This window comes from Massilia sp. SYSU DXS3249 (assembly GCF_053668055.1).
In genome coordinates this window covers 30,747-55,357 of the sequence record NZ_JBSIPX010000008.1, presented here as the reverse complement: position 1 = coordinate 55,357, position 24,611 = coordinate 30,747, and the positions used below count along the sequence as shown (strand labels likewise).

The following is a 24,611-nucleotide window of genomic DNA, read 5'->3' as shown; positions in this document are numbered from 1 at the left end:
AGAAAAAAGGCCAGGAGCAACGCATCCTGGCCTCTTCCTGAACTCGCTACCTCAGGATTACTTCTCGAACTTCTTCATCCACGCCGACAACTGGTGCGGACGCAGGCCGTCGTAGTCTTCGAACGGCTGGTGGATCCACGGGTTGTGCGGCAGGTCTTCCAAATGGTAGTCCGGCTTGAAGGCCGAGGTGCCCTTGACCCAGATGACGGCCGACTTGACTTCGCTGACGTCCGGGTAGTTGGTCTGCAGGTGCTCGCGCACGCGCTGCAGGGTCACGCCCGAGTCGGCCAGGTCGTCGACCAGCAGGATGCGGCCGGCCAGCGGGCCCTTGGTCATCGTCATGTACTTGGCGATGTCCAGGTTGCCCTGCTTGGTGCCGGCTTCTTCGCGGTAGGAGCTGGTCGACAGGATCGCCAGCGGCACGTCGAAGATGCGCGAGATCACGTCGCCGGGACGCACGCCGCCGCGCGCCAGGCACAGCACCATGTCGAACTTCCAGTTCGATTCATACACTTGCAGCGCAAGGCGCTCGACCAGGCGGTTGTACTCGTCCCACGAAACCCAGAGGTCCTTGTCGGTCGATGCAGGGGTGTTCATTTCAGGTGTTTCCTATCTTCTATTTTTATATATTGAATCAGACTGCAAACGGGTGACGCAGCACGATGGTTTCTTCGCGGTCCGGGCCGGTCGAGACCATGTCGACCGGGATGCCGACCAGCTCTTCGATGCGCTTGATGTAGGCGCGGGCGTTGGCTGGCAGCTCGTCCATCGACTTGGCGCCGACGGTGGACTCGGTCCAGCCCGGCATTTCTTCGTAGACCGGCTGGCACAGGGCGGCTTCTTCGGCGCCGACCGGGAAGATGTCGACATCGCGGCCGTCGATCTTGTAGCCGGTGCACAGCTTCAGGGTTTCGATGCCGTCCAGCACGTCGAGCTTGGTCAGGCACATGCCCGACACGCCGTTGATCTGCACCGAGCGGCGCAGCAGCGCGGCGTCGAACCAGCCGCAACGGCGGGCGCGGCCGGTCACGGTGCCGAACTCGTGGCCCACGCGCGACAGGTGCTCGCCCACGCCGGCGTCGGTCGGCAGTTCGGCAGGGAACGGGCCCGAGCCGACACGGGTGGTGTAGGCCTTGGTGATGCCCATGATGTAGTGCAGCATGCCCGGGCCGACGCCGGCGCCGGCCGCGGCGTTGCCGGCCACGCAGTTCGACGAGGTGACGAACGGGTAAGTGCCGTGGTCGACGTCGAGCAGCGAACCCTGCGCGCCTTCGAACAGCAGGCTGCCGCCGGCTTTATAGGCTGCATAGAGTGCCGACGAGACGTCGCCGACCATCGGGCGCAGGCGCGGCACCAGGGCCATCGCGTCGTCGAAGGTCTTCTGGAAGTCGATCGCTTCGCCGCCCAGGTAGTTCACCAGGACGAAGTTGTGGTACTCGAGGTTTTCCTTGAGCTTCTCGGCGAAACGCTCTTCGTTGAGCAGGTCGGCGATGCGGATCGCGCGGCGCGCGACCTTGTCTTCATAGGCCGGGCCGATGCCCTTGCCGGTGGTGCCGATCTTGTTGACGCCGCGCTTGGCTTCGCGTGCCTGGTCGATGGCGACGTGGTAAGGAAGAATGATCGGGCAGGCTTCCGAGATCTTCAGGCGCGACACGACTTCGACGCCGGCCGCGGCCAGCTTGTCGATCTCGCGCATCACGTCCGGAACCGAGACGACGACGCCGTTGCCGATGTAGCAGGCCACGCCTTCGCGCATGATGCCCGACGGGATCAGCTGCAGGGCCGTCTTCTGGCCCTTGATGACCAGGGTATGGCCGGCGTTATGGCCGCCCTGGAAACGGACGACGCCCGCTGCGTGATCGGTCAGCCAGTCGACGATCTTACCCTTGCCCTCATCGCCCCACTGGGTGCCGATGACAACGACGTTCTTTGCCACGTTTGTATTTGACATCACTTAACCTAAGTTTTTGAGAATCCAATTTCCATCTTCGAGGACGAGCACGCGGTCGCACTCGAACTCGTCCTGAACATTATCGTGACCCGGCATGGACTGGATCACGACTTCGCCTGCCTTGCGCAGGTCAGCGATTTTTTCGCGCAGCTCGACCGCATTGCCCCAGGGGGCGCGTACCGAGTGCTTGCGTTCGGCGGTCGGCAGCAGCCTGGCCAGCTCGCGCAAATCGAGCGAGAAGCCGGTCGCGGGGCGGGCGCGCCCGAAGGCCTCGCCCACGTGGTCGTAGCGCCCTCCCCGTGCCACCGCATTCGGCAGGCCCGGCACGTAGAGCGCGAACATGGCGCCGCTTTCGTACTGGTAGCCGCGCAGGTCGGCCAGGTCGATCGCCACCTCGGCGCGGCCGATGGCGCAGGCCGCCAGCGCGGCCAGTTCGGCCAGTGCGCGGGTGATGCCCGGCAGCGGCGGCAGCACTTCCTTCGCGCGCGCCAGCACCTCGACGTCGCCGTACAGGTTCGGCAGCGCCAGCAGCGCGTCGCGCGTGCCGGATGCGTAGGCGCGGGTCAGTTCGTCGAGGCCGGGCACGTCTTTCGCGCGCAGCAGCGCGGTGATCTGGGCTTCGTCGCGTTGCGCGGCCGGGTCCTGCGCCAGCAGCGCGCGCAGCACGCCGACGTGGGCCATGTCGAGGCGCACGTCGAGGAAGCCGGCCAGCGCGACCGAGGCCAGCGCTAGTTCCTGGATCTCGGCATCGGCCTCGAGCCCGGCATGGCCGTAGATCTCGGCGCCGATCTGGATCGGCTCGCGGGTCGCGTGCAGGCCCGACGGACGGGTATGCAGCACGCTGCCGGCGTAGCACAGGCGGGTGACGGTGTCGCGGTTGAGCAGGTGCGCATCGATGCGCGCCACCTGCGTGGTCATGTCGGCGCGCAGGCCGAGGAGGCGTCCGGATAGCTGGTCGACCAGCTTGAAGGTGCGCAGGTCGGTGTCTTGCCCGGCGCCGGCCAGCAGCGACTCGACGTACTCGAGCATCGGCGGCATGACCAGTTCGTAGCCATACAGGCGGAAGGTGTCGAGCATCTGGCGGCGCAGTTCTTCGATCTTGCGCGCTTCCGACGGCAATACGTCGGCGATATTCTCAGGCAAAAGCCAGTTCGGCATGGGCAACAGCTATCGGATTGTTAAGGATGAGGCAACAGGGCGCGCGCGGAGATGCGAAGTGCGCGCCGAATCGGCAATTTTACCTGAAAATGCAGCGGGACAGGAGGCGGATGCTGCCCGTTGGGCGGGCAGGTTGCCGGAATGCTACGCCAAGCGGCTGGAGAACCCGGCAACGGCGCCCCCCCCCGGCGAAAGGCAAGGTGTAAATACATCTTGCGTAAATACATGAGTGTGATTCAGAATGGCCCGAAATATATGCATGTGGGAAACTATGCAACAGGCCGACAAACTCATGGATGCACCACCGGTCGCCACGCTCGAACGGGAGGCGACCGACGCTTCGAACCGCGGCGACGGGCGCCGCGCGCTCCAGCTCTGGAAACGCATTATTGCGCAGCAACCCGACCACCCCCGCGCCCTGCACGCGCTCTCGCGCCTGGCCTTCCAGGCCGGCGATGTGGCAAGGGCTCGCGGCCTGCTCGATCGGCTGGTTGCAGCCGATGGGCGCGACGTCCAGCAATGGCTGAACCTGGCAGTGGTCTGCCTCGCAATGAAGGACGAGGCGGCCGAGGAGCAAGCGATCCGCAATGCGCTGACGGTCGATCCCTACGACCTCGTGGCACTCGTCCTGCGCAGCCAGCTGTGTATCCGCCAGGGCCGGCGCAGCGAAGCGGCCAGTGCCTGCGCCGCCGTGGCGGCCGTCGCTCCCCCCATGCACCAGCTGGCGCACGAGCTGCGGCCGGCCGTGCGGGAGGCGCTGGCCTGGCACGATGCCTACCAGCGTGAATTCGGCGGCTTCCTCGACGACTACCTGGCGCCGCACCTGCGCGAGATGGAAGGCGCCCACGGAAACAGAGATCTGCGCCGCTTCCGCGAGTCGCTCGATGTCATGCTTGGACGCAAGCGCCGCTACGACCCGCAGCCCCATATGTTCCATTACCAGGGCCTCGCGCCGACCAGCTTCTTCGACCGCGCCGACTTCCCCTGGCTCGACGCCTTCGAAGCTGCCACGGACGAGATCCGCGAGGAGTTCCTGGCGATACCGGCGAGCGACACCGGTTTCACTCCGTATATCGATTATGCGCCCGACATGCCGCTGGCCCAGTGGGCGGGGCTGAACAAGTCCCCGGACTGGAGTGCCTTGCGCCTGCTCGACAACGGCGTGCGGATGGAGGAGAACGCGGCACGCTGCCCGCGTACGATGGAACTCCTGGCAAGCGCACCGCAGCCGGACCAGCCTGGCCGGACCCCGAGCGCCATGTTTTCGGTACTGAAGCCGCGCACCAAAATCCCGCCGCATACGGGGGTGAGCAATGTGCGTCTGGTGACCCACCTGCCGCTCATCGTGCCGCCGGCTTGCGGATTCCGGGTCGGAAACGATACGCGCGCGTGGGAGGAAGGCAAGGCCTGGGTGTTCGACGACACGATCGAGCACGAGGCCTGGAACGACAGCGACGCGCTGCGCGTCGTGCTGATCTTCGACATCTGGCACCCCCAGCTCAGCATTGCAGAGCGCGCCCTGATTACGGCAATGAATGCCGGCATCAATGCATTCACGGGACAGGCCGCAGGATTCGGGCTCTAGCGACCCGCCCCTGCGTTCCCGGACAGGCCGTCGAATCGCACGGCGCCACAAAGAAAAACGCCGCGGAGTACGCGGCGTTCTTGTTCAGCGGCTTGCTGGCGGATGACTGCCCTCTTATTTGCTGCCCGGATTCTTGAAATACTTGAAGAACTCCGAATTCGCATCGATCACCATCACGTCGCCATGCGCCTTGAAGCTGGCGCGGTAGGCTTCGAGCGAGCGGTAGAACTTGTAGAACTCCGGGTTCTTGCCGAATGCGCCGGCGTAGATCGCCGAGGCCCGGGCGTCGCCCTCGCCCTTGATCTTCTCGGCTTCGCGGAAGGCTTCGGCCAGGATCACGGTGCGCTGGCGGTCGGCGTCGGCGCGGATCTTTTCGCTTTCGGCCGAACCCGTCGAACGCAACTCGTTCGCCACGCGCACGCGCTCGGCGCGCATGCGGTCGTAGACCGAGGCGTTGATCTGCTCGATGTAGTCCACGCGCTTGAGGCGTACGTCGACGATGCCGACGCCGATCTGCTTGGCTTCGGCCACGACCTTGTTCTGCACCGCCTGCATCACCGCGCCGCGCTCGCCCGAAATCACTTCGCGCACGGTGCGCTTGGTGATCTCGTCGTTCAGGGCCGCCTTGATGATCTGCGACATGCGGTTGGCCGCGGCGCGTTCGTCGCCGCTGAAGCTGACGTAGTACAGGCGCGGGTCGACGATGCGCCACTTCACGAAGGCGTCGACCAGGATGTTTTTCTTCTCGGCCGTGATGAAGCGGTCGGCGTCGGGCGTATCCAGGGTCAGGATGCGCTTGTCGAGGTAGATGACGTTCTGGAACGGCGGCGGCAGCTTGAAGTGCAGGCCCGGTTCGGAGATGACTTCGCGCACTTCACCGAGTGCGAACACGATGGCGAAGCGGCGCTGGTCGACCACGAACACGGTCGAGGACAGCAGCATCAGGGCAATGAAGCCCGCCACGAAAATGGTTACGAGGCGGTTCATTAACGGCTCTCCCTGTCACGTGAGGTATCGCGAGCGCGGCTGTCGCGCTGGCGCGCCTGCTCGATGGTCTGCATTACTTCCTGCGTGGGCGTCGTTGCGCCCTGCTCCTGCACCTGGACCGCGCCCGAACGGGCGGCGCCGACGGCGGCGTCGTTGGCCGCCACCTGGGCGATCAGCTTGTCGAGCGGCAGGTACAGCAGGTTGGAACCCGACTTGGCATCCACCATCACCTTGCTGGTGCTGGTGAAGATGTCCTGCATCGTGTCGATGTACATGCGGTCGCGGGTCACGCCCGGGGCCTTCGAGTACTCGGCCACCACCTGGCTGAAGCGCGAAGCATTACCGGTGGCGTTTTCGACGACCATCGAGCGGTAGGCTTCGGCGTCCTGCAGCAGGCGGAAGGCCGCGCCACGGGCACGCGGGATCACGTCGTTGGCATAGGCCTCGCCCTCGTTGCGGGCACGGGCGCGGTCCTGGCCGGCTTTCACCGCGTCGTCAAAAGCGCTCTGCACCTGCTCCGGCGGCTGCACGTTCTGCATGGTGACGTTGGTGACCAGCGCGCCGAGCTTGTAGCGGTCGATGATCGCCTGGATCTGGTTGTGCACGTCGAGCGCCACCTTTTCGCGGCCTTCGTAGAGCACGAAGTCCATCTTGCTGCGGCCGACGACTTCGCGGATGGCGGTCTCGGCCACCTGGCGGATGGTCGCGTCCTGGTCGCGGTTGTTGAAGACCCAGGCGACCGGGTCCTTCAGCGTGTACTGCACCGCGAACTGGATGTCGATGATGTTTTCGTCGTCGGTCAGCATCAGCGATTCGGCGGCCTGCTTGTTGCGCACGTTGTCGCGGTAGCCGACTTCGGCGGTGCGCACCTGCGAGACGTTAACCGTTTCGTGGGCCTGGATCGGGGCCGGCCAGCGCCAGTTGAAGCCGGCGCCGGTGGTGTGCGAGAGGCGGCCGAAGGTGGTGACTACGCCGACCTGCCCTTCCTGCACGATGAAGGCGCCGCTGGCGAGCCAGATCAGGAGCACGATGAAGCCGATGACGGAGGCGGTGATGCCCGCGCCGCGGCCTTCGCCGCGGTAGGGGCCGCCGGCGTCGCCGCCGTTGTTGCCGCGGTTGCCGAACAGGCGGTTCAGGCGCGCATTGAAGTCGCGCCACATCTGGTCGAGGTCGGGTGGACCTTCGCCCGGACGGCGGCCCTCCTGGGCTTTGTGGTCACCTTCGGGATTTTTGCCCCAGCGTGGATCGTTCAGCGAAAGTTTAATGCCGAAACGTTTGAATAAAGAAACAAGCATAGGCTTCTAATGTGGCCCGACATGGGTGGAGGTTGGAATACTTTCGCCGTCGTCCTCGTCAAGGAACTCCGGCGCTGCATCGTCCTGCTCTTCGTTCTTGGAGGTCAGACCTTGCGCCGGATAGGAAGACTGCGTGGCTGCCGACGTGGCTGCCTCGACAATGGCGTCGCGCAGCAGATCAAGGCCGGCACCACTCCTGGCGCTGATAAAAACGCGGCTGATTTTATCATATTCATCACGTTCGACCCCCGGCTGGAGGTCGGCTGCATCAATCTTGTTCCACACAAGGATCTGCGGAATATGGTCGGCACCGATTTCGCGCAAGACTTCGTTGACCTGCTCGATCTGCTCCATGCGCACCGGCGAGGAACCGTCGACCACGTGCAGCAGCAGGTCGGCGTGGATGGTTTCCTCGAGCGTGGCGCGGAAGGCGGCCACCAGCTGGTGGGGCAGCTCGCGCACGAAACCGACGGTGTCGGAGATGACGACGCTGCCCGTCTCGTCGCCCAGGTAGAGGCGGCGGCTGGTGGTGTCGAGCGTCGCGAACAGCTGGTTCGCGACGTAGACGCCGGCCTTGGTCAGGGTATTGAAGAGCGTCGACTTGCCGGCGTTGGTGTAGCCGACCAGGGACACGGAGAAGGTATTGTTGCGCCCGCGCTGGCGGCGCTGGGTCTCGTGCTGCTTGCGCAGCTTGGCCAGGCGCGCGCGCAGGGCCTTGACCCGCTCGCCGATCAGCCGGCGGTCGGTCTCGAGCTGGGTTTCGCCGGGGCCGCGCAGGCCGATACCGCCCTTCTGGCGCTCCAGGTGGGTCCAGCCGCGGATCAGGCGCGTGGCCAGGTGCTGCAGCTGGGCCAGCTCGACCTGCAGCTTGCCCTCGTGGCTCTGGGCGCGCTGCGCAAAGATGTCGAGGATCAGGCTGGTGCGGTCGATGACGCGGATCTCGAGGCGGCGCTCGAGGTTACGCTGCTGCGCCGGGGACAGGGCATGGTTGAAGATGACGAGCTCGGCGCCGTCGGCCTTCGCCGCCAGGCCGATCTCGTCGGCCTTGCCGCTGCCGACGAAGTAGGCAGGATCGGGAGCGTTGCGCTTGGCCGTGATGGTATTGATCGGTTCCGCGCCTGCGGAACGCGCCAGCAGGGCCAGCTCTTCGAGGCTGGCCGTGAAGTCGACCGCGCCGAAATCGACGCCGACGAGCGCGGCGCGCATGGAAGGAGTGCCGGGGGCGTCAGCCATCGGCCTTACTCAGCTTCGGATTCGAGGTTGAGATTGACGGCGCGGGCCGGTACGACGGTGGAAATGGCATGCTTGTACACCATTTGGGTCACGGTGTTGCGGAGCAGGACGACGTACTGGTCGAACGACTCGATATGGCCCTGCAGTTTGATCCCGTTGACCAGGTAGATCGAGACAGGGACGTGCTCTTTGCGCAAGGCATTGAGGAATGGGTCTTGTAACAGTTGCCCTTTGTTGCTCATAACAGCTCCGTAATGTTGTTGTAGTTTAAAAAATGGAGGCAAGCGCCTCCTTTTCAAGTGCACGGGGCAAGATTCAGCTTTGCGAACGATAGCCTGGAAGTACTGTAACCTGTTTTGCCAGATTTTGTCGTACTGCTAGCCTGAAATACCGGCAAAACCGCTGCGCTTAAGTCACTGCTAAGAAACTGATAAGTTTGCTGGGCGGTTTGCCGGCCGCGGCACGCTTAACCCTGGTCTTTCGCAAACGGGTTTTTCCCGCTGCGCAGTTCAATCCGCAGCGGCGTGCCGATCAGGTTGAAGGTCTCGCGGAAATGCTTTTCCAGGTAGCGCTTGTAAGGCTCGGTAACGCCGTCGAGCGCATTGCCGTGGATGACGATGACCGGCGGGTTCTGGCCGCCCTGGTGGGCATAGCGCATCTTCGGACGGGTGCTGCCCTTGCGCTTCGGTTCCTGTTTCTCGATCGCTTCCTGCAGGGCGCGCGTCAGGCGCGGCGTCGACAGGTTGGCGGTCGCCGCGGCGTAGGCCGTGTTCACCGAGGTCATCAGCTGCTTGATGCCGGTGCCCTTCAGCGCCGAAATGAAGCGCATCTCGGCAAAGCCCAGGAAGTCGAGCTTGCGGTCGATGTCGTTCTTGATCTGGTCGCGCTGGTCGGAGGTCAATCCATCCCACTTGTTGACGGCCACCACCAGGGCGCGTCCCGATTCCAGGATGAAGCCGGCGATGTGCGCGTCCTGCTCGGAAATATCCTGCTGGGCGTCGAGCATCAGCACGACCACGTTCGCTTCCGACACCGACTGCAGGGTCTTGACGACCGAGAACTTCTCGATGGCTTCGAAGACCTTGCCGCGGCGGCGGATGCCGGCCGTGTCGATCAGGGTGTACTGCTTGCCCTCGCGCTCGAACGGCACTTCGATCGAGTCGCGGGTGGTACCCGGCATGTCGAAGGCGATCACGCGCTGCTCGCCGACCAGGGTGTTGATCAGGGTCGACTTGCCCACGTTCGGGCGGCCGACCAGCGCGATCTTGACGCCGTAGTCCTGGCTTTCGAGTTCTTCCTCGTCGGCCGGGCGCTGGGCGAAGGCTTCGTCCAGCGCTTCGTTGACGAGGTCGTGCACGCCGTCGCCGTGGGCGGCGGAAATGACGTAGGGGTCGCCCATGCCGAGCTCGTAGAACTCGGCGGTGACCGAGGTGTACTTCATCCCTTCCGACTTGTTAATGACCAGCATGACCTTGCGGCCCGACTTGCGCAGGAAGTCGGTAATGGTCTTGTCGTGCGGGGTCAGGCCCTGGCGGCCGTCGACGAGGAAGACGACGACGTCGGCTTCCGCCACCGCCTGTTTCGTCTGCAGCGCCATTTCGTGCATGATGCCTTCCTTGGCGACCGGCTCGAAACCGCCCGTGTCGATCACCAGGAACGGCCGCTCGCCGATGCGCCCTTCGCCGTAGTGGCGGTCGCGCGTCAGGCCAGGGAGGTCGGCCACCAACGCGTCGCGCGAACGGGTCAGGCGGTTGAATAGGGTCGACTTCCCGACGTTCGGGCGACCAACGAGTGCAATTACCGGCTTCATGTAGTTATTCTATTCGACCGCGATGGCGGTCACAGTTCCATTTTGTGTTTGAAAAATCAGGTTCGATCCGGCAACCAGTGGCGTGCCGATGATACTGCTGCCGTCGGTGGCGGCGCGCGAGAGGAAGCTGCCGTCCTCGCGCGACAGGAAGTGGATGTAACCCTGGTAGTCGCCGACCGCGACCGCGCGGCCGAAGGAGGCTGGGGTCGACAGGCCGCGGAAGGCCAGCTTGTCGTTCTTCCAGGCGCTGGCGCCGCCGTCGCGGTCGAACGCGTGCAGCGCGCCCTTGTCGTCGGCGGCGAACACGAAGCGCTGGTCGACCGCCACGCCGACCGTGGACGACAGGTCGCGCGTCCAGCGCGGCGTGCCCGAGGCGATTTCGTAGCAGGCGACGCGGCCCTGGTAGGCCACGGCGCAGACGTCGGTCTCAAAGATCACGGGAGCGCCGCCGATGTCGGTAACGCGCTCGAGTTCGGTGGCGCCGCGCGCCAGGCCCACTTCGACCTCCCAGCGCGGGGCGCCGGTGGCCAGCAGGAAGGAGCCGAGCTTGCCGGCCGGCTGGGCGATGATCACATCGGCATTGTGCACGACCATGCCCGGCGCCGTGCGCAGGGTCAGGGCCGGCGAATTACGCTGGACGGTCCATTTCTTCTGGCCGGTGGCGGCGTCGATGCCGACGATGCGGTTGTCGATGCTGCGCGCCACGACGACGCCCTGCCCCACGGCCGGAGCCGAGAGGATCTCGCTCGACAGCTGGCTCTTCCAGAGCGCCTTGCCGTCCATGTCGAAAGCCATCAGGACGCCGTCGGCGGCGCCGACGACGATCACGTTGCCGTCGGTGCCGACGCCGGCGGTCAGGCCGGTGCCGGCCTTGATGCGCCACATCTGGCGGCCGTCGGCGGCTTCGACGCGGGCGATGTCGCCGTCGGCGCCGGCCATGATCACGGTATTGCCGGCCAGTGCAGGCGAGAATTGGTAACCCCGTGCCTTGCCGATGTCGAGTTTCCAGGCGGTGCGCACAGCCATCGTGCCCTTCAGTTCGACCAGCGGGGCCGGTTCGCTGCCCTTGGATTTCGACGCGAACGGATTGAGCGAGCTCAAGGTCGAGCAGCCCGTCATCAGGGCCAGGACACCGACACCAACCAGCTTACGGGTAATACGCATTTTCTTTTACCTTGTTCTAAGTCTGTTGAGAATCAGAAGGACGCAAAGCCCGCGACCACCGGGAACGGCGGCCGCGGGCTTTGCGCGAACCTTCTTACGCAGCTTTCTGATCAGCCGACGCAGCCGGGACGGTACCGCCGATGGCTTCGAGCTTGATGCGCACCAGCTGGGTGCCAGGATGCTTCGCACCCATCGCTGCCAGCGCTGCCACATAGGCGTTGCGGGCTTCGGCAATCTTGTTCTGCGCGACCAGCACGTCGCCCTTGCGGTCGGCCACTTCGCCGGTGAACTGCGGGAGGAACTCGCCGTTCAGCAGCTTCAGGGCGCCGTCGTAGTTCTTTTCGTCGAGCAGGACGCCGGCCAGGCGCAGCTGGGCCACCGACTTGTACTCGTCGTTGCCGTTGTCGACCACCCATTGCAGCTGGGCTTTCGCGGTCTTCAGGTCGTTCGCTTCGAAGGCGGTCTTGGCCGCGCCCAGGGCGCTCATCTGCGCGTAGGCGGTGCGCTTGAACTTGGCCTGGATGTCGCCGGCGATGCGCTGGGCCTTGGCGTTGTCCTTGGCGGTCACGGCATCGGTCAGCTCGTCGTACAGGGCCGAGGCGCCGACGGCCTGGTCGCGCTGGTGCTTGGTCCAGAAGTTGTAGGCGGCGAAAGCGCCCAGCGCCAGGATCAGCACCCAGGTGATCAGGTTGCCGTACTTTGCCCAGAAAGCCTTGAAAGAGGCAATCTGTTCTTGTTCTTCGAGGTCGTATGCCATGTCGTTCGTCTAGTCGCAGTTATATTAAATCGATGAATGGAATCTATGAATCAATGCTTCTATTTATTACGGGTGGTAATGAACGTGATCGTGGTCGTGATCGTGGTCGCCGATGATGGCATCGACCACGTGATCGACGACCTTGTCGAAGGCGACGCTGGCCTGCTGCTGCTCGCCTGCCTCGCCACGAAGCGACTTGACGGCCGCCACGCTGTTCGCCACTTCGTCTTCGCCCAGGATCACCGCAAAGGCCGCGCCGCTGGCATCGGCCTTCTTCATCTGGCTCTTGAAGCTGCCCGCACCCGTTGGCGTTGCGCAATGTAACACAACGTCCAGGCCGGCATCACGCAGGCGCTCGGCCAGGATGAAGGCCTGCACCTGGGCTTCTTCTCCCTGGTGCACCATGTAGACGTCGCACTGGCTCGGTTGCGCCGGTTCGCCCAGGCCCTTCATCAGCTCGATGATGCGCTCGATGCCCATCGCGAAACCGACGCCCGGGGTCGCCTTGCCGCCGAACTGCTCGATCAGCGGATCGTAGCGGCCGCCGGCGCAGATGGTGCCTTGCGAGCCCAGCTCGTCGGTGACCCATTCGAACACGGTGCGGTTGTAGTAATCGAGGCCGCGCACCAGGCGCGGGTTGACGGTGAACTGCACGTTGTTACGGTCGAGCAGCTTCTTGACGCCTTCGAAGTGGGCCAGCGATTCTTCGCCCAGGTAGGACAGCAGCTGAGGCGCGCCGTTCACCATCTCCTGCATGGCCGGGTTCTTGGTGTCGAGGATGCGCAGCGGGTTGCTGTGCAGGCGGCGCTTGGCTTCGGCGTCGAGGATGTCGGCGTGCTGCTCGAAGTAGGCGATCAGGTCGGCGCGGTGGCGCAGGCGCTCTTCCGCGTTACCGATGGAGTTCAGCTCCAGGCGCACGTTCTGCAGGCCGAGGTCGTCCCACAGGCGGCGGCACAGCATGATCAGTTCCGCGTCGATGTCCGGGCCGGCAAAGCCGACCGCTTCCGCGCCGAACTGGAAGAACTGGCGGTAGCGGCCGCGCTGCGGACGCTCGTGGCGGAACATCGGGCCCTTGTACCAGAGGCGTTTCGGGCCATCGTAGACCATGTTGTGTTCGAGCACCGCACGCACGACGCCGGCCGTGCCTTCCGGGCGCAGGGTCAGCTGGTCGCCGTTCATCGAATCGGTGAAGGAATACATTTCCTTCTCGACGATGTCGGTGACGGCGCCGATGGCGCGCGCGAACAGGCCGGTTTCCTCGACGATCGGGGTGACGATCTTCTGGTAGCCGTAGCTTTTCAGGATCGTTTCAGCGGTGTTTTCGAACAGCTCCCACATCGGCGCGTCGGCCGGGAGGATGTCGTTCATGCCTTTGATGGCGACGATTTTTTCTGGTTTGGACATGTTTATTTCTTCGGTTCGCACGGTGGGCGCCGGGGCGCCCACCTACGTTGATTCGATTTCTATTCTGCTCAAGGCTGGGCAAGCTCCTCCCCAGCCCCAGGCTCACGCCTGGGTCGCTGCGCCGGCGAGCGACATGTCGCTCGAAACCCCGGCTCGCCCATAATTCTTCTTCACGTATTCCAAAACAATGTTCTGGAACTCATCCACGATCCGCTCGCCGCGCAGCGTGGCCACCTTCTGCCCATCGACAAACACCGGCGCCGCCGGCGATTCGCCGGTGCCCGGCAAACTGATGCCGATGTTCGCATGCTTCGATTCGCCCGGCCCGTTGACGATGCAGCCCATCACGGCCACGTTCATCGCTTCCACGCCCGGATACGACTTCTTCCATTCCGGCATCTGCTCGCGCAGGAAGCTCTGGATGTTGTCGGCCAGTTCCTGGAACACGGTCGAGGTCGTGCGGCCGCAGCCCGGGCAGGCGATCACCATCGGGGTAAACTTGCGCAGGCCCATGGTCTGCAGGATTTCCTGCGACACCACGACCTCTTTGGTGCGGTCGCCGCCCGGTTCCGGGGTGAGCGAGACGCGGATGGTGTCACCGATGCCTTCCTGCAGCAGCACCGACAGCGCGGCGGTCGAGGCGACGATGCCCTTGCTGCCCATGCCGGCCTCGGTCAGGCCCAGGTGCAGCGGATAGTCGCAGCGGCGCGCCAGTTCGCGGTAGACGGCAATCAGGTCTTGCACGGCCGAGACCTTGCACGACAGGATGATCTTGTCTTTCGCCAGACCGATTTCCTCGGCGCGCACGGCGTTCTCGATGGCCGAGGTGATCAGGGCTTCGTACATTACCGCCTGCGCCGAGTACGGATTCGCGCGCGCGGCGTTCTCGTCCATGATGCGCGCCAGCAGGCTCTGGTCGAGGCTGCCCCAGTTGACGCCGATGCGCACCGGCTTGTTGTGCTGCATCGCCACTTCGATCATCTGCGCGAACTGGGCGTCGCGCTTGGCGCCCTGCCCCACGTTGCCCGGATTGATGCGGTATTTCGACAGGGCGGCGGCGCACTCCGGGAAGTCGCGCAGCAGGATGTGGCCGTTGTAGTGGAAATCGCCGACCAGCGGCACGTCCACTTCCATGCGGTCGAGCTGCTCGCGGATCGCCGGCACGGCCGCGGCCGCTTCCGGCTTGTCGACGGTCAGGCGCACCATCTCGGAGCCGGCGCGCGCCAGCTCCTTGATCTGGATGGCGGTGCCGATCACGTCGGCGGTGTCGGTGTTCGTCATCGATTGCACGACCACCGGGGCGTCGCCGCCGATCCAGACCTTGCGCTCGCCATGCTGGACCAGCACGCGGCGGCTGGCGCGGCGCGCCATCGGACCGGAAGGAATGGGCAGGTTCGTAGAAGTCATTGCTTTGCTCGTTGTATGGTCCCTGCCCCGCTGGCGGGCAGGTTCATGGTTGTTCTTTACTTGATGGTCACGCGCGAGATCGTCTTGCCCGGCACCGGCGGCAGCGCGACGGCGGCGCCGCGCAGCGTGGCCGAGACGCCGGCCGGATTGCCGACCACCAGCGTCGCCGTGCCCGGCACCTCGACGGTCTCGGTGCTGCCGGCCTTGACGAGGCGCGAAATCAGCGCCTTGCCGCCCTGCGGACGCACTTCGATCCAGGAATCCTCGCGCACGGTCAGCACCAGGGTATTGGCGCCGGCGGCCGGTGCGGCGGTAGCTGGCGCTGCAGCCGGCGTCGTTGCGGCCGGCGTTGCTGCTGGCGTCGCCGCCGGTGCCGCACCTGGTGCGGTGGTCGCCGGCGTCGTCGTCGCGACAGCCGGCGGAACGGCAGCAGGAGCGGCTGGCGTCCCTGCGGTGCCTGCCGTACCCGCGGCTGGGGCGGCAGCGCCACCGGCTGCCGGTCCCGGCACCGAAATCAGCGGCACCGAAGGATTGAGCACGCTGTCGGGCACCGGTGCGTTGGCGCCGGGCGCCGTGCCGGCCGGCGTGGTGATGAGTTCGGCGTTGCCGGTGCTGTTGGCAGGCGCGTCGCTGCCCGGCAGCGGCAGCAGGCCGAAATGCCAGACCGCGAAGCCGGCGGCGGCCACTACGGCGACGCCGGCGATCCAGGCCAGCGGCAGGCTGGAGCGCTTGCCGTGGGTCGGGTAGCGCGACTGCGAGAACGAAGTCTGGCGCTCGCGGCGGGCCGAGGCGCCAGGCGCCTCCGCCGGCACGGGATTATCCATCGGGATCATCGCCACCAGCGGCGCCGGGTCGAGGCGCAGGACCTTGGCGTAGGCGCGCACGAAGCCGCGCGTCACGGCAGGGCTCGGCAGGGCCGCGAAATCGCCCTTTTCGATGGCCACCACCTGGCGCACGGCGAGCTTGAGCTGCTCGGCCACCTGCTCGATCGTCCACCCCAGCGCCTCGCGTTGCGCGGCCAGCGTTGCCCCCGGTTCGCGTTGGTGGTTGTCCGGCGTGGCGCTCTGGTCTGCGCGCTCTGAAGTCATAGTCGTCTCACTCATCGAATGCCCCGCGCTCGTACGCCAGGTACTCGGGCGAGCCGGGGAAGCGCCGCCGCAGCTGCGCCACGAGGCTGGCCTCCATCGAGCGTTCGCCCAGTTTGCGCTGCACCCGCAAGGCGAGCCACAACGCGTCGGCGGACAGGGCGTCGAGCTTCGACACCTCTGTCAGGCGGTTAATGAAAAAACCGGCGCGCTGGTAGTCGCGCCGCTCGTAGTAGACCCGCCCCAACCCGGCCAGGGTGGCGGGCAGTTCGGGGTTGTAACGCAGCGCATCGAGCAGGTAGCGCTCGGCCGCGTCGTGATTCTTGCTCTTGAGGCTGCACACGCCTGCATTCACCATGGCGCTCACCGGCGTCTGGTAGCTCGGGTTCTTCAGCGCGGCGTCGAACTGGCGCATGGCCTCGACCGGGCGGTTGGCCGTCTGGCACAGGAAGGCGCCGTAGTTGTTGGCCAGCTCCGGGTTGCGCGGCGCCAGGCGCAGCGCGTGGCGGTAATTGTCGTCGGCCAGCGGCACCTGCCCCATCGCCGTATAGATCAGCGCGCGCATGCCGTAGGCATCGGCGTAATCGGGATCGGCGGCCAGGGCCTGCTTGATCTCGTCGAGGGCGATATCGTACTTGCCCTGCTGGTAATAGCCGACCGCGAGCTGCAGACGGATGCCGGCGCGCTTTTCGGCGGCGGTCACGTCGGATGCGGTTTTCAGTTCGCCGGTGCTGCTGCCCGGCGCGGCGCAGGCCGCCAGCAGGCAGAGCGCGGCAGCGCTGCCGAGCGCCATCAGGCGCGAACAGCCGGGCGTTGCCTGGTTGCGCACGCCCTGGTCGCTGGACAAGCCTGCCGCGGCCCTTTTCAAGAAGGGATCTCCACGATGCGGCCGAAATCGGCGCCGAACTTCTTCTGGTACTCGGCCATCTTTTCCATGCGCTGGGCGACCTTGGTGCGGTCCTGCACTTCGCCGGCCAGCTGGCCGCAGGCGGCGTCGATGTCGTCGCCGCGCGTCTTGCGCACGGTGGTGACGATGCCGGCGTCCATCAGCACCTGGGCGAAGGCCTTGATGCGCGGGTTCTTCGAGCGCGTCAGGCCCGATTCCGGGAACGGATTGAAGGGAATCAGGTTGAACTTGCAGTTGATGCCGGTAGCCGGGTCGTTGACGAGCGCGATCAGTTCGCGCGCGTGCTCGTCGCTGTCGTTGAAGCCGTCGAGCATGCAGTACTCGAAAGTGATGAAGTCGCGCGGCGCGAATTCGAGGTAGCGCTTGCACGCGGCCAGCAGTTCGCGCAGCGGGTATTTCTTGTTCAGCGGCACCAGGATGTCGCGCAGGGCGTCGTTCGACGCGTGCAGCGACACGGCCAGCGCCACCGGGCAGTCCTGGGACAGCTTGTCGATGTTCGGCACCACGCCCGAGGTCGACAGGGTCACGCGGCGGCGCGACAGGCCGTAGGCGTTATCGTCGAGCATCATCTTGAGGGCGGTGACGGTCGGCTCGTAGTTCAGCAGCGGTTCGCCCATGCCCATCATGACCACGTTGGTGATCTGGCGCTCGCCCTTCGGGCCCGGCTCGATGCCCTTGGTGCGGCGCAGCTCGAACTCGGCCATCCACAGCTGACCGATGATCTCGGCCACCGTCAGGTTGCGGTTGAAGCCCTGCTTGCCGGTCGAGCAGAAGCGGCAGTTCACGGCGCAGCCGGCCTGGGTCGAGATGCACAGCGTGCCGCGGTTTTCTTCCGGGATGAACACGGTTTCGACCGCGTTGCCGTTGCCGACGTCGACCAGCCACTTGCGGGTGCCGTCGGTGGAGGTATGGTCGCTGATGATGCCCGGCGCGCGGACTTCGGCCCGGGTCTTCAGTTTTTCGCGCAGCGACTTGGCGAGATCCGTCATGTCGTCGAAGCTGGCGGCGCCGAACTGGTGGATCCAGCGCTGCAATTGCTTGGCGCGGAACGGCTTCTCACCCAATTCGGCGCAATAGGCGACGAGTTGCGCGGGATCGAAGTCCAGCAGGTTGGTGAGAGTCGTCATGTTTGTCCTGTTGTGTTTCCAAATAACCCCGCTCGCGCCGACCTTGGGGCCGCGGGCGAGCGGTTCTTGATACGGTGAGTCGATTACTTCAGTTCTGGGAAGAAGTAAGCGATTTCGACTTTGGCAGCTTCGACAGCGTCCGAACCGTGCACGGCGTTGGCATCGATCGAATCGGCGAAATCGGCGCGGATGGTGCCCTTTTCAGCCTTCTTCGGATCGGTCGCGCCCATCAGGTCGCGGTGTGCCAGGACGGCGTTTTCGCCTTCCAGGGTCTGGATCATGACCGGGCCCGAGACCATGAAGTCGACCAGGTCCTTGAAGAAGCCGCGCTCCTTGTGGGCAGCGTAGAAACCTTCAGCCTGTTCGCGGGTCAGCTGGGTCATGCGGGCAGCAACGATCTTCAGGCCAGCGTTTTCGAAGCGGCTGTAGATTTGGCCGATCACGTTTTTTGCAACTGCGTCTGGTTTGATGATCGACAGGGTGCGTTCGATTGCCATGTAAAAACTCCAATAAAAAGAAAGGTTTAAATCGAGAAGTTGAGAGCTCAATCAACCTTTGATTTTACCATACCTCGCCCCATATAACCGATATTGCGGCTTTGACCACCAAAGTGGTAGAGTGGCGGCGAAAATCCGCCCTGTCAATGCTGAAGGGCTGCGTCGGCGCCAGGCTTATGGCTCACTTAAGGCCTCCCCTTGGCGCAGCGGTCCCATGCTATGCTTCAGTAGCAATACATTTTTATCTAACCGGAGGCAACATGAATCCCATCCTGCAAAAGCAACCCGCTTACGACGTGGCCGTAGGCCAGGTCGCGCGCAACAAAGTCCTGCGCAACACCTTCTGGCTGCTTGCGCTGTCGATGATCCCCACCGTGCTCGGCGCCTTCGTCGGCGTATCGATGAACCTGCCGATGTTCAGCGGCTTCATGGGCTTCATCGTCTTCATGGCGATCGCCTTCGGCTTCATGTACGCCATCGAGAAGACCAAGGAATCGGCGGTCGGCGTGTTCGTGCTGCTCGGCTTCACCTTCTTCATGGGCCTGATGCTGACCCCGCTGCTGCGCCACACGCTCGGCTACTCGAACGGCGGCAGCCTGATCATGACCGCCTTCGGCGGCACCGCGGTCGTCTTCGCCGTGATGGCCAGCATCGCCACCACCACCAAGCGCAACCTGGCAGGCATGGGCAGCTGGCTGACGGCCGGCGCGGTCGTGATCCTGCTGGCCATCGTCGCCAACATCTTCCTGCAGATGCCGGTCCTGACGATCGTGATCTCGGTGCTGATGATCGGCGTGTTCTCGGCCTTCATCCTGTACGACGTGAACCGCGTCGTGAACGGCGGCGAAACCAACTACATTACCGCGACCCTGGCGATCTACCTGGACGTGTTCAACGTATTCACCGCCCTGCTGCGCCTGCTGGGCATCATGGGTGGCGACGACTGATCGCTGCTGCATAAAATGAAAAGCCGACCCGAGGGTCGGCTTTTTTTTGGTCTTTCGTAACCGGATTACGCCAGCTCGAACACACCCACCGATTCCACGTGCGAGGTATGCGGGAACATGTTGACCACGCCCGCCTTTTTCATCACGTAACCGGCGCGGTGCACCAGGATGCCGGCGTCGCGCGCCAGCGTCGAGGGGCTGCACGAGACGTAGACAAGGCGCTGCGGCAGGAACTCGGTTTTGCCGAACTCGCGCAGCTCGGCCAGGGCCAGCGCCAGCGCGATCGCGCCGTCGCGCGGCGGGTCGATCAGCATGCGGTCGAAGCGGCCAAGTTCGATCAGGTCGTTGGCGGTGACTTCGAACAGGTTGCGCGTGTAAAAGGTCGTCTTCTCATGCAGGCCGTTGGCCTTGGCGTTATCGAGCGCGCGTGCCGACAGCACGGTGCTGCCCTCGATGCCGACGACTTCGCGCGCCTGGGTTGCCAGCGGCAGCGTGAAGTTGCCCAGGCCACAGAACAGGTCGGCCACGCGGTCGTTCGGCTGCACTTCGAGCAGGCCCAAGGCCTTGTGCACGAGGGCGCGGTTGATCTGGTGGTTCACCTGGGTGAAGTCGGTCGGCTTGAAAGGCATGCGCACGCCGAATTCCGGCAGCGTGTAGTACAGCTCCTTGTCCAGTGGGTAGAACGGGTAGACCGTGTCCGGGCCCTTCGGCTGCAGCCACCACTGGATGCCCCACTCGTCGGCGAAGGCCTTGACCAGCTCCTCGTCCTTCTTGCTCAGCGGCGCCATGATGCGCAGCACCAGTGCGGTCGACTCTTCGCCGACCGCCACTTCGATCTGCGGCATCTGGTTGTAGATCGACAGCGAACCGACCAGCTCGCGCAGCGGCATCAGCATGCCGCCCAGGTGCGGCGGCAGGATGTGGCAGTAACGGATATCGGCCACGTAGGACGAGGCGCGCTCGTGGAAACCGACCAGCACCGTGCCCTTCTTTTCCACATGGCGCACCGAGAGGCGCGCGCGGAAGCGGTAGCCCCAGGTCGGGCCGTACAGCGGGCGCATGATGTTCTCGGCCTTCACCTTCGACAGGTGCCAGAGGTTGTCTTCCAGCGTACGCTGCTTGATCGCCACCTGGGCCGACGGCTCGAGGTGCTGCATCGAGCAGCCGCCGCAGTAGCCGAAGTGCTCGCAGCGCGCTTCGACGCGCATGGACGAGGCGCGCTGCAGGGTGACCATGCGGCCCGATTCCCAGTTCTTCTTCTTGCGCTTGACTTCGTAGCTGACGCGCTCGCCCGGCAGTGCGTCCTCGACGAAGATCACCTTGCCCGGGGTGCCGTCCTCGTTCTCGAGGTGGCCGACGCCGCGCGCATCCGCGTCGAGCGACTTAATTTCGATAAAAGTTTCTTGCATTGGGTATCGGCGGGCACGAGGCCCACACAGAATCGTGAATGTAGGGTGGGCACCCCGTGCCCACGCGAAAGCGTGAGCAGTGGGAGCGGATCAGAGGGTGAACCGACAGCCTCGACTTCGGCCTGCTGCCGTCGCATGGAAACTACGACAGCGATATTCAGCTCACAAGACCGGCGGCATCATAGCAAGGAATCGCGCACGACGCCACGTGCCGCCATCGCCCGCTTCAGCTTGACCAGCGCTTCCTGCTGGATCTGGCGCACGCGCTCGCGCGTCACGCCCATCTGCTCGGCCAGCGTCTCGAGCGTGGCCGGATCGTCATTGTCGAGCCCGAAACGGCGCATTACGACCAGGCGCTGCTTCTCGGGCAGGCGGGTGAGCCAGTCGCGCACCAGCGCCGTCATCTCGTGCTGCTCGGCGCGTATGTCCGGGCTGTCCTCGGCTTCGCCCGGCAGCATGTCCATCAGGCTCGATCCGGGATCGTTGTCGAGCGGCGCGTCGAGCGAGGCGGCGTGCTCGGACAGGGCCAGGATGTCCTGCACCTCCTCCACCGGACGCCCGACCAGGCTGGCGATGTCCTCGGCGCTGGCGTCCTTGCCATCGTGATGGCGCGCTTCCAGGTGGTACTTGGCGCGCAGCACGCTGTTGAGTTCGCGCACCATGTGCACCGGCAGGCGCACGGTGCGCGCCTGGTTCATGATGGCGCGCTCGATGCTCTGGCGGATCCACCAGGTGGCGTAGGTGGAGAAACGGAATCCGCGCTCGGGCTCGAACTTGTCGATGGCGCGCATCAGGCCGATGTTGCCCTCTTCGATCAGGTCGAGCAGGACGACGCCGCGGTTGATGTAGTGCTTGGCGATGGAGACGACGAGCCGCAGGTTGTGTTCGATCATTTTTTGGCGCGCGTCGAAATCGCCCGCCTTGGCCAGGGTCGCGTAATGCACTTCCTGGGCGGCCGACAGCAGCGGCCGCGTGCCGATCTGGTTCAGGTAATGCTGGGTGGTATCGGTGGAGAGCTCGGCGGCAAGCACCTTCTTGAGCTCGTCGACGCTGTCGACCTCGGCGGTCGCCCCCGGTAGCATCGCGCCGACATCGGCGCCATCGCTTGCCACGCCGGCGCCATATTCGTTCTCGCCCGACGCGCCCTCGCCCTCCAGTTCGTCAGGCAGTTCGTCGGGAACGTCGTGATCCTGGGAGTGCGGCGGCAGCGTCATTGGCCCTCTCTACGAGCATGTGAGAACGGTTTCTCACACGCTTTAACGGCTGGGCAAGAACCTCGACGGATCGACTGGTTTGCCCTGCTGGCGAATCTCGAAATGCAGCTTCACCGAGTCGGCGTCGGAATCGCCCATCTCGGCGATTACCTGGCCCTTCGCCACGTTGTCGCCTTCCTTCACGACAATAGCGCGGTTATGGGCATAGGCCGACAGCAAGCTGTTGCTGTGTTTAACGATGACGAGGTTACCATAACCTCGGATGCCGCTGCCAGCGTACATTACTTTGCCCGCGCCTGCCGCCATGACTTGCTGTCCCGCGCGTCCGGCAATATCGATGCCCTTGTTCTTGCCTTCGTCGAAGGTGGCGACGATGCGGCCGTCCGACGGCCACATCCAGCTCAGCTTCTCGTCGTCCTGGGCGGTGACGGTGGCGCCCACGCGCGCACCGGCTGCCGGAGCAGGCGACGCCACCGCGGCGGAGGTGTTGCTTGCGGCGACCACGACCTCGGCCTTTTCGCCGGAACGCGGCGCCTCGGCGACATCGCTGTCGGCCGGACGCTTGTCGGCGCGCGGCGTGGTCTTGCGCGGCACGGCCGGACGGGTTTCCGGTGGCATCGGCACCGGCTGGGTCACGACTGCGGCGGAGCGCGTGGCACGCTCCTCGGGCGCGACGCGCAGCACCTGGCCGACCTTGATGTCGTCCGGGTCGCGCAGGTTGTTCCAGGTGACCAGTTCGCGGTAATTCTGGCCATGGTCGAGCGCGATGCGCAGCAGCGTGTCGCCTGGGCGTACGGTGTAGGTGCCGCGGGCGTCCGCGCGTGGCGCTTCGGCGCGCGCCGGGGTACGTGCCTGCGCGCCCGAAACGGGACGTTCGACAATCGGTACCTGGCGGGTGGAGGTGGTACAGCCGGCGATCAAGCCTAAGGTCAGGGTCAGCAGGACTAAACGGGGTGTTTGTTTCATTCTCATTTACTTTTTATCACGGCCTGGTCATCCTCAGATGGTGCCAGGGCGTAAGGGGACAAAATGGCAGGCTTCCAGCGTTTCGCTGGCCCACTCGGACTTGCCGAGGCGGGTAATGCGCTGCAAGTGCTGCACCTGCCCGCCGACGGGGGCGACCAGCCGGGCGCCGATGGCGAGCTGTTCGAGCAGGGCGCGCGGCACTTCCATTCCGGCCGCGGCTAGGATGATGCCATCAAAAGGGGCAACCTGTGCGAGCCCGAGCATACCATCTCCGTAGTGCAAGCGCAGGTTGGACAGGCGCAAGGACCGCAGGTTGGCCTTGGCGAGCTCGTGCAGGGGCTTGATGCGTTCGATCGAATACACTTCGCCGGCGACCCGCGCCAGCACCGCGGCCTGGTAGCCGCAGCCGGTGCCGATCTCCAGCACACTGCCCAGGTTGCCCCTGCCTTCGCGCATCGCTTCGATCATGCGGGCGACGATGTAGGGCTGGGAAATGGTCTGGTGGTGGCCGATCGGCAGCGAAGCGTCGATATAGGCCTGACCGGAGAGCGCCGGCTCGATGAAGAGGTGACGGGGCACGGCCTCGAGGGCGGACAGCACCAGCTGGTCGCGCACGCCCTGCCCCGCGACCCGGGCCACCATCGCGCGCCGGATCGCCTCGGTGGCCATCAGGTCGGAGCGCGTCGCCAGCGGGGCGGTCGGCGCCGCCGGCATCGCATACCCCGGCAGCTTGGGACCGGGCTGCGGCCCCTTCGGCGGCTGGGCGCCGCCGACCGCGCGCGCGGCGTTCTTGGTCGCCGTCTGCGGCGTGGCGACCGGCGCCGGTGCGCCCGGCTTGCGCGCGCCGCTCGTCACCGACGACAGCGGCAATGGAAAAGTCTTGCGCTCGGGCGTATCGTTCATGCCAGTCCCCGTGTCAGCAGCTCGAGCTGCGGCTTGTGCGTCAGGTCCACCTGGAGCGGCGTGATGGACACCAGCCCGTTCGCGGTAGCGTGGAAGTCGGTACCCTCGCTCGCATCGCGGCAGGCGCCCGGTGCGCCGATCCAGAAGATCTCGCGCCCACGCGGGTCTTGCGCGCGGATCACGGGCTCGGCCTGGTGGCGGCGCCCGAGGCGGGTCGGCGTCAGCGCGCCCATCGCCTCGTAGGGCAGGTTCGGAATATTAACGTTCAGTAAGTACGGCGAGGCCAGCACGTCGAAACCGCGCAGCACCACCTCGCGCGCGACCCGGGCCGCAGCGTCGAGATGGGCCCAGCCGTGGTGGACCTGCGAAAAGGCGATCGCCGGCACCCCGAACAGGAAGGCTTCGGTGGCGGCCGCGACGGTGCCGGAATACAGGGTGTCGTCGCCCATGTTCTGGCCGTTGTTGATGCCGGACACCACCAGGTCGGGCAGCGCATCGAGCATGCCGGTCAGCGCGATGTGGACGCAATCGGTGGGCGTGCCGTTCACATAATAAAAGCCGTTGGCAGCCTGCGTGACCGAGAGCGGACGGTCCAGGGTAAGCGAGTTCGACGCGCCCGAGCGGTTGCTGTCGGGTGCGACCACGATGATCTCGGCGACGTCCGCAAGGGCCTCGGCCAGGGCATTGATGCCTGGGGCGAGGTAGCCGTCGTCGTTACTGATAAGAATTCGCATCACGCGATTTTACCTGAAGCAACGCTTTGATCGCGCGTTCAGGATACATAATTTCTCGCCTGCGGGGCATG

The 24,611-nt window shown here is 65.1% G+C and carries 23 protein-coding genes; 2 read left to right on the top strand and 21 right to left on the bottom strand.

Annotation, left to right across the window (positions count from 1 at the left end; all coding sequences use genetic code 11):
• Positions 1-57 precede the first annotated feature (57 nt).
• The 3 genes from ACWCIA_RS11475 to ACWCIA_RS11465 are packed head-to-tail and all read right to left on the bottom strand — an operon-like array spanning position 58 to position 3,109.
• On the bottom strand, positions 58-597 hold the full coding sequence (locus tag ACWCIA_RS11475; RefSeq protein ID WP_454163355.1) for a phosphoribosyltransferase: 540 nt from the start codon (positions 595-597) through the stop codon (positions 58-60).
• Between the two features lie 37 nt (positions 598-634).
• Positions 635-1,951 carry an adenylosuccinate synthase gene (locus ACWCIA_RS11470; protein ID WP_454163353.1) on the bottom strand — a complete coding sequence of 439 codons (1,317 nt, stop codon included), beginning with the start codon at positions 1,949-1,951 and terminating at the stop codon, positions 635-637.
• 3 nt (positions 1,952-1,954) lie between these two features.
• Positions 1,955-3,109: an ATP phosphoribosyltransferase regulatory subunit gene (locus ACWCIA_RS11465; protein ID WP_454163352.1), complete on the bottom strand. Its 1,155-nt coding sequence runs from the start codon at positions 3,107-3,109 to the stop codon at positions 1,955-1,957.
• Positions 3,110-3,401: 292 nt separating this feature from the next.
• On the opposite strand from ACWCIA_RS11465, the gene ACWCIA_RS11460 reads away from it, so the two are divergent.
• The gene (locus tag ACWCIA_RS11460; protein ID WP_454163351.1) at positions 3,402-4,694 is read left to right on the top strand and encodes an aspartyl/asparaginyl beta-hydroxylase domain-containing protein; all 1,293 of its coding nucleotides are present in this window, start codon (positions 3,402-3,404) and stop codon (positions 4,692-4,694) included.
• Positions 4,695-4,808: 114 nt separating this feature from the next.
• Here ACWCIA_RS11460 and hflC read toward each other — a convergent pair whose 3' ends face one another.
• The 13 genes from hflC to ndk form a co-directional block, all read right to left on the bottom strand.
• On the bottom strand, positions 4,809-5,681 hold the full coding sequence (hflC, locus tag ACWCIA_RS11455) for a protease modulator HflC (RefSeq protein WP_454163349.1): 873 nt from the start codon (positions 5,679-5,681) through the stop codon (positions 4,809-4,811).
• Positions 5,681-6,976: an FtsH protease activity modulator HflK gene (gene hflK, locus ACWCIA_RS11450; protein ID WP_454163348.1), complete on the bottom strand. Its 1,296-nt coding sequence runs from the start codon at positions 6,974-6,976 to the stop codon at positions 5,681-5,683. Before hflK ends, hflC begins: the two co-directional genes overlap by 1 nt.
• A gap of 6 nt (positions 6,977-6,982) precedes the next feature.
• Positions 6,983-8,182 carry a GTPase HflX gene (gene hflX / locus ACWCIA_RS11445; protein ID WP_454163582.1) on the bottom strand — a complete coding sequence of 400 codons (1,200 nt, stop codon included), beginning with the start codon at positions 8,180-8,182 and terminating at the stop codon, positions 6,983-6,985.
• 32 nt (positions 8,183-8,214) lie between these two features.
• Positions 8,215-8,451, bottom strand: a complete 237-nt coding sequence (hfq, locus tag ACWCIA_RS11440) for an RNA chaperone Hfq (RefSeq protein WP_019141241.1) — start codon at positions 8,449-8,451, stop codon at positions 8,215-8,217.
• Positions 8,452-8,675: 224 nt separating this feature from the next.
• Entirely contained in the window at positions 8,676-10,019 is a 1,344-nt protein-coding gene (gene der / locus ACWCIA_RS11435) for a ribosome biogenesis GTPase Der (protein WP_454163346.1), read from the bottom strand.
• A 9-nt stretch (positions 10,020-10,028) separates the two neighbouring features.
• Entirely contained in the window at positions 10,029-11,183 is a 1,155-nt protein-coding gene (gene bamB / locus ACWCIA_RS11430; RefSeq protein ID WP_454163345.1) for an outer membrane protein assembly factor BamB, read from the bottom strand.
• A gap of 94 nt (positions 11,184-11,277) precedes the next feature.
• Positions 11,278-11,940 (bottom strand): YfgM family protein, encoded by a 663-nt coding sequence (locus ACWCIA_RS11425; protein WP_454163343.1) that lies wholly within the window; start codon positions 11,938-11,940, stop codon positions 11,278-11,280.
• A gap of 66 nt (positions 11,941-12,006) precedes the next feature.
• Positions 12,007-13,344 carry a histidine--tRNA ligase gene (hisS, locus tag ACWCIA_RS11420; protein ID WP_454163341.1) on the bottom strand — a complete coding sequence of 446 codons (1,338 nt, stop codon included), beginning with the start codon at positions 13,342-13,344 and terminating at the stop codon, positions 12,007-12,009.
• A 102-nt stretch (positions 13,345-13,446) separates the two neighbouring features.
• The gene (gene ispG, locus ACWCIA_RS11415) at positions 13,447-14,751 is read right to left on the bottom strand and encodes a flavodoxin-dependent (E)-4-hydroxy-3-methylbut-2-enyl-diphosphate synthase (RefSeq protein ID WP_454163340.1); all 1,305 of its coding nucleotides are present in this window, start codon (positions 14,749-14,751) and stop codon (positions 13,447-13,449) included.
• A gap of 56 nt (positions 14,752-14,807) precedes the next feature.
• Positions 14,808-15,839: a helix-turn-helix domain-containing protein gene (locus ACWCIA_RS11410; RefSeq protein WP_454163339.1), complete on the bottom strand. Its 1,032-nt coding sequence runs from the start codon at positions 15,837-15,839 to the stop codon at positions 14,808-14,810.
• 7 nt (positions 15,840-15,846) lie between these two features.
• Positions 15,847-16,629: a type IV pilus biogenesis/stability protein PilW gene (gene pilW, locus ACWCIA_RS11405; RefSeq protein ID WP_454163580.1), complete on the bottom strand. Its 783-nt coding sequence runs from the start codon at positions 16,627-16,629 to the stop codon at positions 15,847-15,849.
• A gap of 71 nt (positions 16,630-16,700) precedes the next feature.
• Entirely contained in the window at positions 16,701-17,870 is a 1,170-nt protein-coding gene (gene rlmN, locus ACWCIA_RS11400; protein ID WP_454163337.1) for a 23S rRNA (adenine(2503)-C(2))-methyltransferase RlmN, read from the bottom strand.
• A gap of 83 nt (positions 17,871-17,953) precedes the next feature.
• Positions 17,954-18,367 carry a nucleoside-diphosphate kinase gene (gene ndk, locus ACWCIA_RS11395; RefSeq protein ID WP_454163336.1) on the bottom strand — a complete coding sequence of 138 codons (414 nt, stop codon included), beginning with the start codon at positions 18,365-18,367 and terminating at the stop codon, positions 17,954-17,956.
• 260 nt (positions 18,368-18,627) lie between these two features.
• Here ndk and ACWCIA_RS11390 point away from each other — a divergent pair, with 260 nt between their 5' ends.
• A complete protein-coding gene (locus tag ACWCIA_RS11390) occupies positions 18,628-19,314 on the top strand; it encodes a Bax inhibitor-1/YccA family protein (protein WP_454163335.1) in 687 nt (228 codons plus the stop codon).
• A 65-nt stretch (positions 19,315-19,379) separates the two neighbouring features.
• Here the strand turns inward: ACWCIA_RS11390 and rlmD are convergent, their stop codons facing one another.
• The 5 genes from rlmD to surE form a co-directional block, all read right to left on the bottom strand.
• The gene (gene rlmD, locus ACWCIA_RS11385) at positions 19,380-20,723 is read right to left on the bottom strand and encodes a 23S rRNA (uracil(1939)-C(5))-methyltransferase RlmD (protein WP_454163333.1); all 1,344 of its coding nucleotides are present in this window, start codon (positions 20,721-20,723) and stop codon (positions 19,380-19,382) included.
• Positions 20,724-20,902: 179 nt separating this feature from the next.
• Positions 20,903-21,937, bottom strand: a complete 1,035-nt coding sequence (gene rpoS / locus ACWCIA_RS11380; RefSeq protein ID WP_454163332.1) for an RNA polymerase sigma factor RpoS — start codon at positions 21,935-21,937, stop codon at positions 20,903-20,905.
• 42 nt (positions 21,938-21,979) lie between these two features.
• Positions 21,980-22,903 carry a peptidoglycan DD-metalloendopeptidase family protein gene (locus ACWCIA_RS11375; RefSeq protein ID WP_454163330.1) on the bottom strand — a complete coding sequence of 308 codons (924 nt, stop codon included), beginning with the start codon at positions 22,901-22,903 and terminating at the stop codon, positions 21,980-21,982.
• A 33-nt stretch (positions 22,904-22,936) separates the two neighbouring features.
• The gene (locus ACWCIA_RS11370; protein ID WP_454163328.1) at positions 22,937-23,806 is read right to left on the bottom strand and encodes a protein-L-isoaspartate(D-aspartate) O-methyltransferase; all 870 of its coding nucleotides are present in this window, start codon (positions 23,804-23,806) and stop codon (positions 22,937-22,939) included.
• Entirely contained in the window at positions 23,803-24,540 is a 738-nt protein-coding gene (gene surE, locus ACWCIA_RS11365) for a 5'/3'-nucleotidase SurE (protein WP_454163579.1), read from the bottom strand. Before surE ends, ACWCIA_RS11370 begins: the two co-directional genes overlap by 4 nt.
• Positions 24,541-24,611: the final 71 nt, after the last annotated feature.